Genomic DNA, 16,091 nt, shown 5'->3' on the forward strand with positions numbered 1-16,091 from the left:
GATTCCCCGCGATGCTGGCCCTGTCCGGGCTCGTCTCCGGCTGCATGGTCGGGCCGGACTATTCGCGTCCCTCGGTGGAGACACCCCTGGCGTTCAAGCAGGGCGGCCCCCGCGAGGACAGCGCCGCCTCCGTGGCGGGCCGCAAGGGCTGGCGACCGGCCGCGCCCAATGACGGAGCCGAGCGCGGCGACTGGTGGCGGGTGTTTCGCGACCCCACCCTCGACCGGCTGATCCGCCTCGTCGACGTCGACAACCAGAGTCTGCGGGCCCAAGTCTCCGCCTACGAGCAGGCGCGCGCCTTCGTCGCCCAGGCCCGCGCCGCTCTGTTCCCGACGGTCACGGGCGCCCCCAGCATCTCGCGGTCCCGCTCCCTCGGGATCGAGCGCACCAACGTCTCGCTCCAGGGGCAGGCGAGCTGGGAACTCGATCTCTTCGGACGCATCCGCCGCAACATCGAGAGCGAGGTCGCCACGGCCCAGGCCAGCGCAGCGGAACTCGCCCTGGTGCGGCTCACGCTCCAGTCCGAAGTGGCCACCAACTACCTGACGCTGCGCTACCAGGATTCCCTCCAGCGCGTGCTCAACGAGAACATCGAGGGCTACAAGAAGAGCCTCGCGATCACCGAGAACCAGTACAATGCCGGTGTGGCCGCGCGCTCGGACGTGATCACGGCCCAGACCCAGCTCCAGACCACCCAGGCCCAGGCCATCGCCGTCGGCCTGCAGCGCGCCACCTTCGAGCACGCCATCGCGCTCCTCGTCGGTCGTCCGCCCTCCGAGCTGAGCCTGCCGGTGGCGCCCCTCGCCGCGCGGCCGCCCGCGGTGCCGGTCGGCATTCCCTCGACGCTCCTCGAGCGGCGCCCCGACGTCGCGCAGGCCGAGCGCAACGTGCAGGCCCAGAGCGAGCAGATCGGCGTCGCCGTGGCGGCGTTCTACCCCACCGTCACCCTCTCGGCCTCCGGCGGCATCTCGGGCAACCCGGCCAACGGCCTGTTCTCGGCCGTGAACCAGGTCTGGTCCGTGGCGGCCGCCGGGTCGGAGGTGTTCTACGATGGCGGCGCCCGCGCCGCGGCCCTGCGCATCACCCGCGCGGCCTACGACGCCAGCGTGGCCAACTACCGCCAGACCGTGCTCACCGCGTTCTCGGAGGTCGAGAACGGACTGGCCGGCGTGCGCATCCTCGCCCGCCAGCAGGTGGCCCAGGACGAGGCGGTCGCCTCGGCGCGCCGCGCGGTGGAGATCACCCTGAACGAGTACCGGGCCGGGACGCAGAACTTCACCACCGTGGTCACGGCGCAGGCGCTGGCCCTCAACAACGAGGTCACCGCCCTGCAGATCCGCCTCAACCGCTTCACCACCGCCGTCTCGCTGATCCGCGCCCTCGGCGGCGGCTGGGACGTGCGCAGCCTGCCGAGCGGCGACGAGCTGAAGGAAGCCCGCCTGCCGGTGGATTCGGGCCAGGCCGTCCGCACCGACGAATAGGCGCCGATCGGGCCGGCCCGTGCGATCCGGCACGACCTTGGCCGGAACGTCGCCGGACGCCGCAGGTTGACGAGCGGATTTTGGCGCCGCGCCGCGCGGCCATCGCCAGTGGAGGCCGTGGGCCATGGACCAGACACCCCCCGCCAAAGCACCCGCCGAGGCTCCCGGGCATCGGCCCATCCCGGTGGCGCCGCCCTGCACCCTGGTGATCTTCGGGGCTGGCGGCGACCTGACGAAGCGGCTTCTGATGCCGGCCCTCTACAACCTCGCGGCCGGCGGCCTCCTCGACCCGGGTTTCCGGATCATCGGCGTCGACCACAACGCCAACACCGACGAGGGCTGGCGCCAGAACCTCACCGAGACGATGCAGTCCTTCACCACGGACCGCACCTCGGAATTCCATCCCGATCACATCGATCCCAAGGCCTGGGGCTTCGTCCGCGAGCGCCTGCACTTCCGCCAAGGCGATTTCACCGCCGCCGAGACCTTCTCGGGCCTCGCCCAGGCGCTGTCCGGCAACGTGATCTTCTATCTCGCGGTCTCCGCCCGCTTCTTCGGACCGATCGTCGACGCCCTGGGCCAGGCCGGCCTCCTGAAGGAAGGGACGGACGCCTTCCGCCGGGTCGTCATCGAGAAGCCCTTCGGCAGCGACCTCGCTTCGGCGCGGGCGCTCAACGCCCGCATCCTCAAGCAGGGTGCCGAGAGCCAGTTCTTCCGCATCGACCACTTCCTCGGCAAGGAGACGGTGCAGAGCATCCTGGCGATCCGCTTCGCCAACGGCCTCCTCGGCCCGGTCTGGCATCGCGACCACATCGACCATGTGGAGATCACCGCGGCGGAGACCATCGGCGTCGAAGAGCGCGGCGCCTTCTACGAGCCCACCGGTGCCCTGCGCGACATGGTGCCCAACCACCTGTTCCAACTGCTCTGCATGGTGGCGATGGAACCGCCCAGGACCCTCGACGCCGAGGATGTCCGCGACGAGAAGGCCCGCCTGATCCAGGCGGTGCAGCCGGTCCAGCCCGCGCAGGCGGTGCGCGGGCAGTACGGTGCCGGCCAGGAGCACGGGCACGCGGTGCCGGCCTATCGTGACGAACCGAACGTCGCCAGGGAGTCCCGGACCGAGACCTACGTCGCCCTCGAGCTCGCCATCGACAATCCGCGCTGGAAGGGCGTGCCGTTCTACCTGCGCACCGGCAAGCGGATGACCGATCGCGTCACCGAGATCGCGCTTCATTTCCGACCGCCGGCGTCATCGCCCTTCGCGACCCCCGACGCGCCGGTGACGCCCGACGTCCTGCGGTTCCGCATCGATCCCGAGCAGGGGATGGACCTCGTCATGAACGCCAAGCGGCCCGGGCCGCGCCTGGATCTCGGCCGGGTCACGGCCGCCTTCGACTACGGCGACTTCTTCCGCGAGACGCCGAGCGTCGGCTACGAGACGCTGCTCTACGATTGCCTGATCGGCGACGCGACCCTGTTCCAGCGTGCCGACAGCATCGAGGCCGCCTGGGCGGTGGTCGATCCACTGCTCGAGGCCTGGGCCGAGGCGCCGGTGGAGCCCTATGCCGCCGGCAGCGACGGCCCGGAGGGCGCGACCGCGCTGTTGGCCGCCCAGGGTCACCGCTGGCTACCGCTCGGCGAGGGTTGAGCGCGCCGGGCGTCGCCGTCCACGCGACGGCGTCGCTGGTGTCGCCGGCTGCAGGTCGGCGAGGGCGTCGTGATGCAGCAGCAGGACACCGGTGGCGGCGGCGAGCTTCCGCGCCGCGGGCGTGAACCCGGCATTGGAGACCACCGCCGCCATGTCGCCCGACCAGTAGCGCATCGCTGCGGCGATCTCCTGCACGGCGCCGTTGCCCACCGGGCGCCCGTAGCGCTTGCACTGGACCACGAGGCGGACCCCGCCCTGCTCGGCCACGATATCCGCGCCCTGGTCGCCGCTGGCCTGGGTCGCGCGGGCGTTCCAGCCCCCGTCCCGCAGGCGTTCCGCGCAGTAGCGCTCGTAGGCGATGCCCTCCGTCGGCGCGTCGCTCTCGTCCGGCAGTTGCACGCCATCCGCCACCCGCTCGATGATGGCGAGAATCTCCTCCCAGGCGCCGTCCGCCGCGTCGCCATGGCCACGCGCTTCGAGCTTCGGCAACACGGTGCGCTCCGCGAAGTAGGCACGCTCGCGCTCCCATCCGTCGCTGATCAGGTTGCCGTAGGCATCGACGAAGCATTCCTGCCGCCGCCGCAGGGCCAGGGTCGCCGCGTGCGGCCGCGCGATCCTTCGGATCAGGCGGCGCCGGCGTCGCGGCCGGTCGAGATGGTGGAGGAGGACGCCGGCGAGCGCGAGGCCGGTGCCGACGGCGCCGGGTTGCCCGAACCACAGGGCGCAGCCGCCGCCGATCACGGAAGTCCAGAACAGGCGCGCCACGAGGCGCGATCGGCCCGACATGCGGTGGTCCCAACCCGAGGGGTGCCGCGATCGTCCGACCGCCGGCATCGTCGAGCGCGACCGTGCCAGCGGAGGGTTGCGCGATCTCTAACGGAGGGCGACGCCGGGACCGCGCCAGCGCGTCGGGCGGCTCGGCGATGCCGACGCTGTCGGGAGGGAAGTGTGAATGCCGGGTCGCCTGCCGTTGCGAATACCGGCCTGATCTGTGGATCGCACAGCATTCGCCGGAGAGCCGGGCATTGGTCCGGGAGCGGTTGGATAACCTGTGGATAAAACGGAGAGGGCCGGGGTGTCCGGCCCCGGCCCTCTGATCCGTCGGTCTCGGCCCGCCAATCGCGCGCGCTCGGCCTCAGGCCTGGGCGGCGACCCGGGGACGGCGTCCGCGCGGGGCCGGTGCGGCAGCCTCGATCTCGGCGGCGGGAACGGTCTCCTGCTTCCGGCGCTGCTGACCGAGGCCCATGTTCTTGGCAAGTTCCGAGCGGGCGGCCGCGTAGTTCGGGGCGACCATCGGATAGTCGCTCGGGAGGTTCCACTTGGTGCGATACTGCTCCGGGGTCATTTCGTAGCGCGTGCGCAGGTGGCGCTTGAGCGACTTGAACTTCTTTCCGTCTTCCAGGCAGACGATGAAGTCGGGCGTGATCGAGCGCTTGATCGAGACGGCGGGAGTCAGGGGTTCTGCCTTCTCCTCGGTCCCGACCTGATTCAGCTTGCCGAGGGTGAGGTAGACCGAGCCGATCAGGGCCGGCAGGTCCGCGATCGGAACCGAGTTGTTGCTCACGAATGCAGATACGATGTCTGCCGCGAGTTCGATGTAGTCCGGCAGGGGTCCGTTCTCAGCGCTCATTCCGACTCTCTCGTTGCGTTTCGGCTACCGCCACCCCCAGAGCGACCCGCTGTTTCGCAGGTTTGGGATGTAGCGGCATGGTTGTGACTTGTCGGTAGCTATGATGAAGACAAGCAAAACGCAAGAGCCCAGTCAGGTGTCGTAAAGCTCGCATCCGGTTTCTTGCTGTTGAACTGGAATAGATCAGCAGCAATAGCCATTCCGGAAATCCAGACTGATTTTGCTCAATTTTCTACCTTCCTGCACAGGTTTGAGTGAATCGTTTTCCAGCGCCTATATGTCGCTGGAGGCAGGCGGTAAAATTAATTTTACTCAGCGCCTAGATTGAACTGATAGGGATCAGACGCAGCGCTAGATGTGATCCGAAGAGGGTCTATTGCTCCGTAATCTAGCAAAACGGGGCGAAGAACTAAAAAGGTTCTTGAATACAAAATTCTATTGCGTTTCTGCGCGTGCAGGCCCGTGATGGGGCAGAATTTCCGGCCTATCGGTGCGCATTTTCCCGCAAAAATTTATGTCGGGGCGATGTGAATGAACCGAAACGGATGATCTCGGCACGCGCCCAAGTCGTCTCGCGCCAGGTTAGTCATCGCTTCGGTTGCGCGGACCGTAGGACTTGAACCGCTCGACTGTCCGCCAGATCTCGTCGTCCGCCAGGACGATCGGCGTCCCGACCTGCAATGCCACCGCGTATTGCCGGCAGAGGGCCTCGACCTCGACGGCGAGCCAGAGTGCCTTCGGGAGATCCGCGCCGACGGCGATCATGCCGTGATTGGCCAGGAGGCAGGCCGTCCGCCCCTCCAGGGCTGCGAGGGCCGCGGCGGACAGGGCCTCGGTGCCGTAGGGGGCGTAGGGGGCGCAGCGCACGGTCGGGCCGCCGGCGGCCGCGATCATGTAGTGCACCGCCGGGATTTCCTGCCCGCACATCGCGAAGGCGGTGCAGTGGGTCGGGTGCGCGTGCACGACCGCGTTGATCTCCGGCCGCGCCGCGAGGATGTCGCGGTGGAAGCGCCATTCGGACGACGGCGCGAGGCGGTGCGCGTGGCCGCCGTCGAAGTCCATCGCCACGATGTCCGCCGGCTCCAGGGACTCGGCCGGGATCCCGGACGGCGTGACGAGGAAGCCCGCGCCCGCCCGCACCGAGACGTTGCCGGAAGTGCCTTGGCTCAGCCCGAGGGTGATGAGGTCGCGCATCGTCGCGACGAGGCCGGCGCGGGCCGCCGCATCCGCGGCTTCGGGGGAGGTGAGGGGCTTCGCCATGCGGGTCTCCGGGCGCGAGCGCCCTACCGGTCGGGCGCGGGCGGTCTATAACACCGCCTGCCGGATGCGCTCGCCGTCCGGAACGGTTCAGGGGCGGTGGCCCCGTCACCCGAGCGGAGGCGTCCCGCCTGATGAGTACGTACCGCTTCGAGGCGCTGGTCGCCCCGCGCGCGATCGCCCTGGCCGGCCTTGAGGCGGGGCCGGACGGGTTGGCCGAGGCCGTCCTGGCCAACCTGCGCCGCGGCGGCTTTCCCGGGCCGATCCACCGGCTCGGACCGGACATGGCGGCCGGAATGGTCCCGGATTTCGCCGACCTGCCGGAGGCGCCGGACCTCGTGATCCTGGCGACCCCCGCCGCCGAGATCTCCGATCGGGTCGCGGAAGCCGGGCGGCGGGGCGCGGCCAGCGCCGTGATCCTGACGCCGGACGTCAGCGACGCCGTCTGCGAGGCGGCCCGCGCGGAAGCGCGCCGCCACGGCCTGCGTCTGCTCGGCCCCGGCAGCATCGGCCTGTCGGTGCCGGGCGCACAGCTCGACGCGAGCCTTCTCGCGCGGGCACCCGAGGCCGGCGACCTGGCGCTGGTCTCGCAGTCGGGCACCGTGGCCGCCGGCATCGTCGAGTGGGCGGCGCGCCGGGATGTGGGCTTCTCGGCGGTGCTCTCCCTCGGCATCGCCTGCGACATCGACGTGGCGGATTGCCTCGACCACTTCGCCGCCGACATCCGCACCCGCGCGATCCTGCTCTCCCTCGATGCGGTGATCGATGCGCGCAAGTTCATGTCGGCGGCGCGGGCCGCCGCGCGCGCCAAGCCGGTGGTGGTTCTGCGGGCGGGGCGCCACCGGGCGCAGACCCGCCACGCCGCGACCCATACGGGCGCGCTCGCCCGGCCCGACACCGTCTACGAGGCTGCGTTCCGGCGTGCCGGCCTGCTCTCGGTGGAGAGCCTGGACGCGATGTTCTCCGCCGTGGAGACCCTCGGGCGCCAGCGCCCCTTCCCGGGCCACCGCCTCGCGATCCTCGGCAACGGGCGCGGCATCGGCGCCCTGGCGGCCGACCGGCTCGCTGATCGCGGCGGCACGCTCGCGGCGGCCGGGACGCTGGGAAATCCCGTGGATCTCGGCGTCGCCGCCGGACCCGCGGACTATGCCGAGGCCCTCGCGCCGCTGCTGGCGGATTCCGGCAACGACGCGGTCCTGGCCGTGCACGTGCCGACGGCGCGCTCGGACGGCACCGAGGTCGCCGCGGCGATCGCCGACACCGTCACCCGCATCCGCCGCAGCGGCGCGCGCAGGAAACCGGTCTTCGCGGTCACGATCGGCGAGGAGGCCGAGGCCGTCGGCCGCCTCGCCGCCGCCGGCATCCCACGCTTCTCCACCGACGACGCCGCGGTCGAGGGATTCCTGCACCTCGTGCGTTACCGGGAGGCGCAGGACGACCTGATGCGCACGCCCGATTCGCTGCCGCGCGACTTCTCGCCCGACGTCGCTGCGGCCCGTGCCGTTGTCGCCCGGGCGGTGGCCCAGGGCCAGACCTGGCTCGATCCGGTGGCGGTGGCCGACCTCCTCGCCGCCTACCGCATCGACAGCGTGCCCCTGACGCTCGCCCCCGACATCGATGCCGCCGCGACGGCCGCCTGGCCCATCATCGCCCGTGGCGGCGCCGTGGCGCTCAAGGTCGTCTCGCCGGACATCGTGCACAAGTCCGACATCGGCGGCGTACGGCTCGACCTCACCAGCGAGGCCGATGTGCGGGCGGCCGCCGCCGACATCCTGGCCCGCGCCCGCCGGCTCGCGCCGGAGGCGCGGATCACCGGCTTCGCGGTCCAGCCGATGATCCGGCGCGGCAAGCAGCGCGAGCTGATCGCGGGCCTCGCCGAGGACCCGACCTTCGGGCCCGTGGTGGTGTTCGGGCGCGGCGGCACGGCGGTGGAGGTCATCGACGACCGGGCCCTCGGCCTGCCGCCCCTCGACCTGCGCCTCGCCTCCGAGCTGATCGACCGCACCCGCGTCGCCCGGCGCCTGGCGGCCTATCGCGACGTCCCGGCGGTGAACCGCCACGCGGTGGCGCTGGTCCTCGTGAAGCTCGCGCAGCTGGCCGCCGATTGTCCGGAAGTGCGCGAGCTCGACATCAACCCGCTCCTCGCCGACGAGACCGGCGCGCTCGCCCTCGATGCCCGCGTGATGGTGGCGCCCGAAGCCGTGGCCGGACGGCGCGCCCGGGGCGCCTACCATCCGCGCTTCGCGATCCGCCCCTATCCAGTGGAGTGGGAGCGCACCCTCCACCTCCGGGGCGAGACCATCACGGTGCGTCCGGTGCGGCCGGAGGACGAGGCGCTGTTCCTCACCTTCTTCCAATCGGTCAGCGCCGAGGACCTGCGCCTGCGCTTCTTCGCGCCGGTGCGGGACTTCAACCACGCCTTCCTCGCCAAGCTCACCCAGCTCGACTACGCCCGCGCCATCGCCTTCGTGGCCATCGATGCCGCCACCGGCATGATGCTCGGTGCCGTGCGGCTCCACGCCGACGCCAATCACGACAGCGGCGAGTACGCGATCCTGATCCGCGGCGACCGCAAGGGCACCGGCCTCGGCCACGCCCTGATGAGCCTGATGATCGACTGGGCCCGCGTGGAGGGCCTCTCGCGGGTCGAGGGGACGGTGCTGCGCGAGAACAGGCCCATGCTCGCGGTCTGCCGCCAACTCGGCTTCACCGCCCGGCCGGACAAGGAGGATGGCGGCGTGATCAAGGTCTCGCTCGCCCTGTAGGGGCGTGCGCGACCCGCCTCAGGCCCGCTCGGCGATCCGCCGGACGCCGCCGGGATCGGCGCTGGCGCTGAACTGCGACGGCGTCATCCCGTAATGCTGCCGGAACACGCGGCTGAGCTGGGCCGCGCTGCGGAACCCCGCCTCCTCGGCCAGCACCGCGATCGGGTGCGGCTGGGCCGGTGCGCCGAGGGCCTCCCTGATCCGTTCGAGCCGGGCCGTGCGGATGAAGCACTCGACCCCACCCACCGGTTGGAACATCGCGAACAGCTTGGAGCGCGAGGCGCCGATGCGCCGCGCGACTTCGGCGGCGCTCAGGTCCGGGTTGCCGAGGTTCGCCTCGATGTAGAGACGGGCCTTCTGGTAGAGCCGGGCCGGATCGCTGAGCGATGTCCCATGCCCGAGGGCGGCCGTGACGGCCTGGGCCATCAGCGTTGCCGTCTGGGCCATCGTCTCGGCATCGAGGGCCGTCAGGCGCGGCAGGCGCTCGCGCATCCGCAGGAGATGCGTGGTGTAGGGGGCGGCGACATCCGGCGGGATGACGAGGCCGTGGATCCGGTCCAGGGGGCCGAACCAGCGCCGGGCGAAGGCGCGTGGCATGGCGACGAAGTTGCGCCGCTGGCGCGGGATGCCCTGGGCGTCGCGAATGATGGTCGGACGCGAAAAGTCGATGGCGTAGACCGAGCCGGCTCCGGTCCGCACCTCCCGGCCGTCGAAGTTGCCGATGATGTCGCCCGTCTCGACATGCTGGAGGACGATCGCGTCGAGGCCGTCATAGCCGAGCTTCTGCGCCGGCCGATGGAAGACGAAGGGGATTCCGTCCATGAAGTGGAAGCGTAGGTGCTCCGACCAGAAACTGGTGATCTCCACATGGAACGGCGTGACCAGCGGTGTCACCAGCGCCGAGCTGGCGAACATCAGTTGGTAGACCTGTGCGGCGTCGGCCTCGGGATAGTCGTGACTGGAGAAGCGCACCTGCCGGAGGGGGAAGGTCCCGTCTTTGACCTGCTGGTCCGAAAGCGAATCTTGCAAGGCTGGGATCACGATTGTGGGCGAAGGGTCGGAGTGATCAATGACCTTCGCATCCTCCGGTTCCGCCGCCGTGGCCGGATCGATTCGCGCGGAGTCAGTCCCGGCGCGCGGTCGGTGTGGTCGGATCCGGCTGCCCGGATCGCGGGATCGGCGCACACGACGGGGCGCGACCCGGATTTACGCTGGAATTGCCGAGGAGATCGCGTTCGACAACCTGGAGCCGCGGCGCCTTTCTCCATCGAAATTCGTGGAAGGCGCCGCCTGATTTGACTTTCGATTTGCTAATCGACGGCTGAGCGCGTACATATTCGATATCAATTCAACGGCAGAACCTCGGCGGCGCGGTTTCGTTTATGAAATCGAGCCAGGGATTCCTATGTCTTGAATTGATGACGGAGACGGCCGCGCATGATCGCGTGGACCTCCGGTAGATGAAGCCCGCAAGGGCGAAGGAATACGATGGCTGTCGGTACTGTTAAGTGGTTCAACGAGACAAAGGGTTTCGGTTTCATCCAGCCGGATAACGGCGGAAGCGACGTGTTCGTGCACATCTCGGCCGTCGAGCGCGCCGGCATGCGCGGCCTCGCGGAAGGCCAGAAGGTCTCCTACGAGATGGAAACCGACAAGCGCAGCGGCAAGCAGTCCGCCGGCAGCCTCCAGACCGTCTGATCACGGCGGGCTCCCCCGTGGAGCCCGACCTGTTTCGAGAGCCGCCTCCCGAACGGGAGGCGGCTTGCTCGTGTTCTGAGACCCGATTCCAGGGGAGCGCGCCGAGGGCGGCCTCCCGCATGACAGGATCCTGTGTGAGCCAATTCAACCCGAACTCGATGACCGACCGCCTCAAGGCCGCGACCGAAGCTCGCGCCGCGGCGCTGGCCCGCTTCCGTGACCGCCCGGCGGCGGATGATCCGGCCGTGGTCGCCCGCAAGGCGGAGCGGGCCCAGATCGCCCGGGAGCGCGAGATCCGCGTGGCGGCTCGCGAGCAGGCCCGGCTCGAGGCCGAGGCCCAGCGTGCCGCCGAGGCCGAGGCCGAGCGCGAGCGTCAGGTCGCCGAGGAAGTTCGCGCCGCCGAGGAGAAGGTGGCCCAGGCCGCTGCCGCCCGCCTGGAGCAGAAGGCCCAGCGCGATGCGCGCTACGCCGCCCGCAAGGCCAAGGCGCGCCGCTAAGCACGGCAGCGGGATCCTCTGATCCTGCGACGAGACGCGGCGGGTTCGGCGCGAACCCGTCGGACGGCGCGTCCCACGGGACGGGCCCGCATCACCGGGTCCGCCGCGGCCGGCGGAACCACCCTTGGCGCGACCCCGGTCCGCCAGACCTCCACCGAGGAGACCAGCGCCATGTCCCACAAGTTCAAGATCGGCCAGCGCGTGCGCCGCGCCCAGATCGGCTATACCGCCCCGAAGACCGACATCACCGACGTCTTCGAGATCATCCGCCTGGTTCCCGAGGACCAGACCGGCGAGCCGTTCTACCGGATCAAATCCGGCAGCAGCGAGCGCGCGGTGCGCGAGGGCGAGATCACCGAGGCCTGAGGACTCCGCCGCGGCGCCCGCCGCGGCTCGTTCCACCGAGATTCGACGGCAGCGGCCTCCCCTTCACGCCGTGAGGGGGAGGCCGTTCGCGTCAGCCCAGCACCACCACGCGCGAACCGATCTCGACCCGGCCGTAGAGGTCGATGACGTCCTGGTTGATCATCCGGATGCACCCCGACGAGACGCTCTTGCCGATCGATTCCGGCTCGAGGGTTCCGTGGATGCGGTAGAGGGTGTCCTTGTTGCCCTGCCAGAGATAGTGCGCCCGCGCGCCGAGGGGATTGCGCGCGCCGCCGGGTACGCCGAGACCGCTCTGGAGCTGGGACACGGAGCGCGCCAGCTTCGGCGTGCGCGCGATCATCTCCTTGGGCGGATACCAGTCCGGCCACATCTGCTTCGAATTCACCGTCGAGGCGCCGGACCACGAGAAGCCCTGCTTGCCGACGCCGACGCCGTAGCGTCGCGCCCGGCCGTTCGGCTGGACGAGGAAGAGGTGGTGGGCCCGGGGATCGATCACGATCGTGCCCGGGGTCTCCGAGCCCGTATAGGCGACCTCCTGGCGCAGGAAGGACGGGTTCGCCTTGCGCCAGTTGAAGGCATAGACCGGGAAGGGCTCGTCGGTGATCGCCGCGTAGGCGCGGTTGAAGTCGATGGGACCGTTGTCGACGGGCTTGGCCGGAGCGGCCTGCTGGGCCGAGGCCGGCGGCACCTGGCGCGGAGCGTAGAGGTCCGCATCCGGATCGTCCGCCACGGCGGGCCGGCCGCGCTGGCTCCGCACCGGGTCGAGATCGCGCTCGGCCCCGCGCTCGGAGTAGGGCACGTACTGGCCGCCCCGGCGCCGGTAGAGCCGCCCGTCCTCGTCGCGATAGAGGCGCTCGTCGTCGTAGGCGCCATCGCCGTCGATGGCGCCGCCGAAGAGGCCGCGTCCCTGCGCGAGGGCGGACCCGACGGGCGTGAGGAGCGCGAGGCTCGTCGTCGCCCCGGAGAGAAGCGTGCGGCGGGTCGTGTGAGACATGGGGCGGTGCTCGGGAAGTCGTCAGAGAAGGGTCGTTCGAGCCCGGGCCTAGCAAGTCGACGCAGGGCCGTCACGTCGTGCGGACGAAGGGCAGCCCTGCAAGGGCGCTAAAGTTCGCGGGCGATGCAGTGCGGGCACAATCACCGGCTCTAGAAACCATCCGGCAAACCTTTCGAAGACCCGTGCGAATACGACGGGGTCGCGCTTTCACCATGTCGAAGAAAAAACGGTGCCCCGTGCCGCGATCCGGTTGCAGGCCGGTTGCAAAATCCCGGGCCGTGCCGACATAGCTGCTCACACGCCGACTCCCCTTCTCGAATACATGGAACGCGACCCGTGCCGGTCCCTCCGCGTCCCCGTAACCGCGCGCCCCATGCGGCGCTCGCGGCGTTGCTGCTCGTCACCCTGGTGCCTGGCGAGAGCCAGGCCGGCCGCAGCCGCACCCCGCCCGCGCCGGAGCCGGCCGCACCGGTGACGAGCTGGACCTCGACCGAGCCGGAGAACCCCACCTGCCAGCGCACCCGTCGCAAGCTCTGGCACGCCGGGGAGGGCTGGGTGGTCCGCGGCGTCACGGTCTGCCGGTGACCGTAGGCGCGCGCCGCGATCCGCGCCGCGCGGGAGGGCCTCACGCGAAATCGATGCCGCGTGCGCGCTTGAGCGTAGGACAATCGCCCGGGCTTGGTTAAAGCTGGTCGGGCCACGCGTCGGATCGTGGGCACGGCCACCTCGGTCGGGGCAAGGCGCGTCGGCGGGAGCGTGGCCGGAGGAATGCTTGAGTAGGATCGGCGACGCGCCCGAGACGGGGCCCGAGGCCCTCGCGCGCTACGACATCCTGGACACAGGCCCCGAGGACGCGTTCGAGGACATCGTCACGCTGGCCTCCCGGATGCTGGAGATGCCGGTCTGCCTGATCTCGCTGGTGGATACCGACCGCCAGTGGTTCAAGGCCAGGGTCGGCTTCCCGCGTCCCGAGACCTCCCTCACCGAGTCGATCTGCGCCCACGCGGTGCGGCAGGACGGCCTCTTCGTCATTCCCGACACCACCCGGGATCCGCGCACGGACGCGAACCCCCTCGTCACCGGTGCGCCGCACGTGCGCTTCTATGCCGGCATGCCCCTGCGCACCCCGGAAGGGGCGGCCCTGGGCACCCTGTGCGTCCTCGACACGAAGCCGCGCGAGCTGACCGAGGCGCAGGGCTTCATCCTGCGCACCCTGGCCGGTCGGGTCATGACCGAGCTCGGCCTGCGGCGTGCCCTGAAGGAGCGCCGCGCGAGCGACCGGCACAATGCGGCGATCATCGGCAGCGCCATCGATTACGGCATCGTCACTATGGACCTCGCCGGCCGGATCACGAGCTGGAATGTCGGGGCCGAGAGCGTCCTCGGCTGGAGCGAGGCCGAGATGATGGGGCGGCCCGCCGACCGCTTCTTCACGCCGGAGGATCGGACGCGCGGCGTGCCCGAGCACGAGATGCGGGTCGCCCGCGAGCTCGGCCGGGCCAACGACGAGCGCTGGCACCTGCGCAAGGACGGCTCGCGCTTCTGGGGCATGGGCGAGATGATGCCCCTCAGGGACGAGGCGGACTGCCACATCGGCTACCTTAAGATCCTGCGCGACCGCACGGCCGAGCGCCGGGCCACCGAGGCCCTGCGCAAGCAGACGGCCCTGCTCCAGACCGTCACCGACCACCTCAGCGAGGCGGTGGTCCGCCTGAGCGAGGACGACGTCGTCACCTTCGCCAATCCCGCCGCCGAGGCGATGCTGGGCTGGCCCCGCGGCAGCCTGATCGGCCGCAACCTCCACGACACGGCGCATCATCACCACCCCGACGGCCGGCCCTTCCCGCGGGAGGAGTGCGAGGTCGTGCGGTCCCTGCGCAGTGGCGTCGCCCTGCGCGACCGCGAGGCGACCTTCTTCCGACAGGACGGCTCGCCCATCGCCGTCATCACCAACAACGCGCCGATCATCGAGGACGGCGTGGTGCAGGGCGCCGTCCTGACCCTGACCGACATCACCGAGCGCAAGGCGGCCAATGCCCGCCTGCGCCGGAGCGAAGAGCGCCTCAGCCTCGCCCTGAACGCGTCCGGCATGATCGGCACCTGGGACTGGGACCTGCGCGATGACGTGATCTACGCCGATCCGAACTTCGCCCGGATCTACACCGTCGATCCCGAGCGCGCCGCCCTCGGGGCGCCCCTGGCGGACTACATCCGCAACTTCCATCCCGACGACATGCCGCGGTTCCAGGCCGAGCTCGACCGCCTCTTCGCCGGCGCCAAGGAATTCGCCTGCGAGTACCGCATCCTCCAGCCGGACGGCTCCCATCGCTGGGTGATCGCCCGCGGGAGCCTGGTGCGGGCCGCCGACGGGACGCCGCTGCGGTTTCCGGGCGCCTCGGTGGACATCACCGAACGCAAGCGGGCCGAGGAGCGCCAGGCGGCCCTGGTCGAGCTCGGCGAACGCCTGCGCGAATTGCAGGACCCCGGCGAGATCGCCTTCGTGGCCGCCGAGATCGCCGGCCGCACCCTCGGGCTGACCCGCGCGGCCTACGGCGTGCTCGACGATTCCGGGGCCTATCTCGACATCGTCCGGGACTGGACCCTGCCGGGGGCCGGCACCCTGGTCGGCCGCCACCGCTACGCCGATTATGGCTCCTACCTGCCGGAGTTGCGCCAGGGACAGGCCGTCGTCATCGCGGACGTGGAGACCGATCCGCGCACCGCGGACCGGTCGGCGGCCTTCCGCGCCCTCGACGTGCGCACGGTGATCAACCTGCCGCTGATGGAGCGCGGGCAACTCGTGGCGGTGTTCTGCCTGCACGATTCGAAGTGGCGCGACTGGACACCGGACATCCTCGACTTCGTGCGCAACGTCGTCGACCGCACCCGCGCCGCCGTGGCCCGCCTGCGGGCCGAGGAGCAGCAGGAACTGGTCAACCGCGAACTCAGCCACCGCATGAAGAACCTGCTGGCCATGGTCCAGTCGATCGCGACCCAGACCATGCGCACGGCCGTCGACGTCGATACGGCCAAGGAGGTGCTCGCCGGCCGCCTCATCGCGCTGGGTCAGGCGCACGACCTCCTGATGGGAGGCGCCCTCGGCAGCACCCTGATCGGCCCGGTGGTGCGCGGAGCCCTGAAGCTGCACGAGGACCGGGAGGGCCGTTTCCGCCTCGACGGGCCCGAGCTCGAGATCGGCGCCAAGCCGGCCCTGTCGCTGGCGCTGATGCTGCACGAACTCGCCACCAACGCGGCCAAGTACGGGGCGCTCTCCGAGGAGAACGGCCACGTGGCGATCCGCTGGGACGTGCGCGACGAAGCCGGCGAGCCCAGCCTCGCCTTCTCCTGGGCCGAGATCGGCGGGCCGCCGGTGACGCGGCCGACCCGCAAGGGGTTCGGCTCGCGCTTCATCGAGCGTGGGCTCGCCGGGCAGGTCGGCGGCACCATCGCCCTCGACTTCCCCGCCGACGGCGTCACCTGCGTCATCAGCGCACCCCTGGCGGCCTTCCAGGCCGACGGCTGAGCCCGGACCTGCCTGAGCCCAAGCCTGCCTGAGCCCAAGCCTGCCTGAATCCAGGACCCCGAATCCAGGACCCGCGAATCCAGGGCGTTTCCTGGGCAGTGCCGCCTCGTGCGGCAGCCGGGCGCCGCTGCCGACGGCAATCGGATGCCTGCGGATCGGGCAGGCGCGAGCGGGGACGGCGTCCGAAGCTCTGGCACGTTCGGTGCTT

Annotated in this window: 13 protein-coding genes; 8 read left to right on the forward strand and 5 right to left on the reverse strand. The window is 70.6% G+C overall.

Annotated elements, in window-relative coordinates; translation table 11 throughout:
- The first annotated feature begins 11 nt into the window (after positions 1 to 11).
- Together ASF49_RS00875 and zwf are read left to right on the forward strand one after the other, a co-directional pair.
- Positions 12 to 1,481: an efflux transporter outer membrane subunit gene (locus ASF49_RS00875; RefSeq protein ID WP_082510709.1), complete on the forward strand. Its 1,470-nt coding sequence runs from the start codon at positions 12 to 14 to the stop codon at positions 1,479 to 1,481.
- A 124-nt stretch (positions 1,482 to 1,605) separates the two neighbouring features.
- A complete protein-coding gene (gene zwf / locus ASF49_RS00880) occupies positions 1,606 to 3,132 on the forward strand; it encodes a glucose-6-phosphate dehydrogenase (RefSeq protein ID WP_082510710.1) in 1,527 nt (508 codons plus the stop codon).
- On the opposite strand, the gene ASF49_RS00885 is transcribed toward zwf, so the two are convergent.
- From ASF49_RS00885 to ASF49_RS00895, 3 genes are all read right to left on the reverse strand, one after another.
- The gene (locus ASF49_RS00885; RefSeq protein WP_056466291.1) at positions 3,112 to 3,918 is read right to left on the reverse strand and encodes a restriction endonuclease; all 807 of its coding nucleotides are present in this window, start codon (positions 3,916 to 3,918) and stop codon (positions 3,112 to 3,114) included. The two genes, zwf and ASF49_RS00885, sit on opposite strands and share 21 nt — an antisense overlap.
- 349 nt (positions 3,919 to 4,267) lie before the next feature.
- A complete protein-coding gene (locus ASF49_RS00890; protein ID WP_056466294.1) occupies positions 4,268 to 4,762 on the reverse strand; it encodes a MucR family transcriptional regulator in 495 nt (164 codons plus the stop codon).
- A 582-nt stretch (positions 4,763 to 5,344) separates the two neighbouring features.
- The gene (locus ASF49_RS00895) at positions 5,345 to 5,956 is read right to left on the reverse strand and encodes a class II aldolase/adducin family protein (RefSeq protein WP_243214381.1); all 612 of its coding nucleotides are present in this window, start codon (positions 5,954 to 5,956) and stop codon (positions 5,345 to 5,347) included.
- 197 nt (positions 5,957 to 6,153) lie between these two features.
- On the opposite strand from ASF49_RS00895, the gene ASF49_RS00900 reads away from it, so the two are divergent.
- Positions 6,154 to 8,784, forward strand: a complete 2,631-nt coding sequence (locus tag ASF49_RS00900) for a bifunctional acetate--CoA ligase family protein/GNAT family N-acetyltransferase (RefSeq protein ID WP_056466300.1) — start codon at positions 6,154 to 6,156, stop codon at positions 8,782 to 8,784.
- A gap of 18 nt (positions 8,785 to 8,802) precedes the next feature.
- Here ASF49_RS00900 and ASF49_RS00905 read toward each other — a convergent pair whose 3' ends face one another.
- Positions 8,803 to 9,813, reverse strand: a complete 1,011-nt coding sequence (locus ASF49_RS00905; protein ID WP_056466302.1) for a helix-turn-helix domain-containing protein — start codon at positions 9,811 to 9,813, stop codon at positions 8,803 to 8,805.
- A 459-nt stretch (positions 9,814 to 10,272) separates the two neighbouring features.
- On the opposite strand from ASF49_RS00905, the gene ASF49_RS00910 reads away from it, so the two are divergent.
- The 3 genes from ASF49_RS00910 to ASF49_RS00920 all read left to right on the forward strand — a co-directional run bounded on the left by ASF49_RS00910 (position 10,273) and on the right by ASF49_RS00920 (position 11,345).
- Positions 10,273 to 10,482, forward strand: coding sequence for a cold-shock protein (locus ASF49_RS00910; RefSeq protein ID WP_055947623.1), 210 nt, complete (start codon positions 10,273 to 10,275; stop codon positions 10,480 to 10,482).
- A 134-nt stretch (positions 10,483 to 10,616) separates the two neighbouring features.
- Positions 10,617 to 10,979, forward strand: coding sequence for a DUF6481 family protein (locus ASF49_RS00915; RefSeq protein WP_272481484.1), 363 nt, complete (start codon positions 10,617 to 10,619; stop codon positions 10,977 to 10,979).
- A 171-nt stretch (positions 10,980 to 11,150) separates the two neighbouring features.
- Positions 11,151 to 11,345 (forward strand): hypothetical protein, encoded by a 195-nt coding sequence (locus ASF49_RS00920; protein ID WP_056466305.1) that lies wholly within the window; start codon positions 11,151 to 11,153, stop codon positions 11,343 to 11,345.
- Positions 11,346 to 11,436: 91 nt separating this feature from the next.
- On the opposite strand, the gene ASF49_RS00925 is transcribed toward ASF49_RS00920, so the two are convergent.
- On the reverse strand, positions 11,437 to 12,360 hold the full coding sequence (locus ASF49_RS00925) for a L,D-transpeptidase (protein ID WP_056466309.1): 924 nt from the start codon (positions 12,358 to 12,360) through the stop codon (positions 11,437 to 11,439).
- A gap of 336 nt (positions 12,361 to 12,696) precedes the next feature.
- Here ASF49_RS00925 and ASF49_RS00930 point away from each other — a divergent pair, with 336 nt between their 5' ends.
- Positions 12,697 to 12,945: a hypothetical protein gene (locus ASF49_RS00930; protein ID WP_082510711.1), complete on the forward strand. Its 249-nt coding sequence runs from the start codon at positions 12,697 to 12,699 to the stop codon at positions 12,943 to 12,945.
- A 187-nt stretch (positions 12,946 to 13,132) separates the two neighbouring features.
- Complete coding sequence (locus ASF49_RS00935) at positions 13,133 to 15,883, forward strand: PAS domain S-box protein (protein ID WP_056466315.1); 2,751 nt, start codon at positions 13,133 to 13,135, stop codon at positions 15,881 to 15,883.
- Positions 15,884 to 16,091 lie beyond the last annotated feature (208 nt).

Source organism: Methylobacterium sp. Leaf104, assembly GCF_001422885.1.
GTDB lineage: Bacteria > Pseudomonadota > Alphaproteobacteria > Rhizobiales > Beijerinckiaceae > Methylobacterium.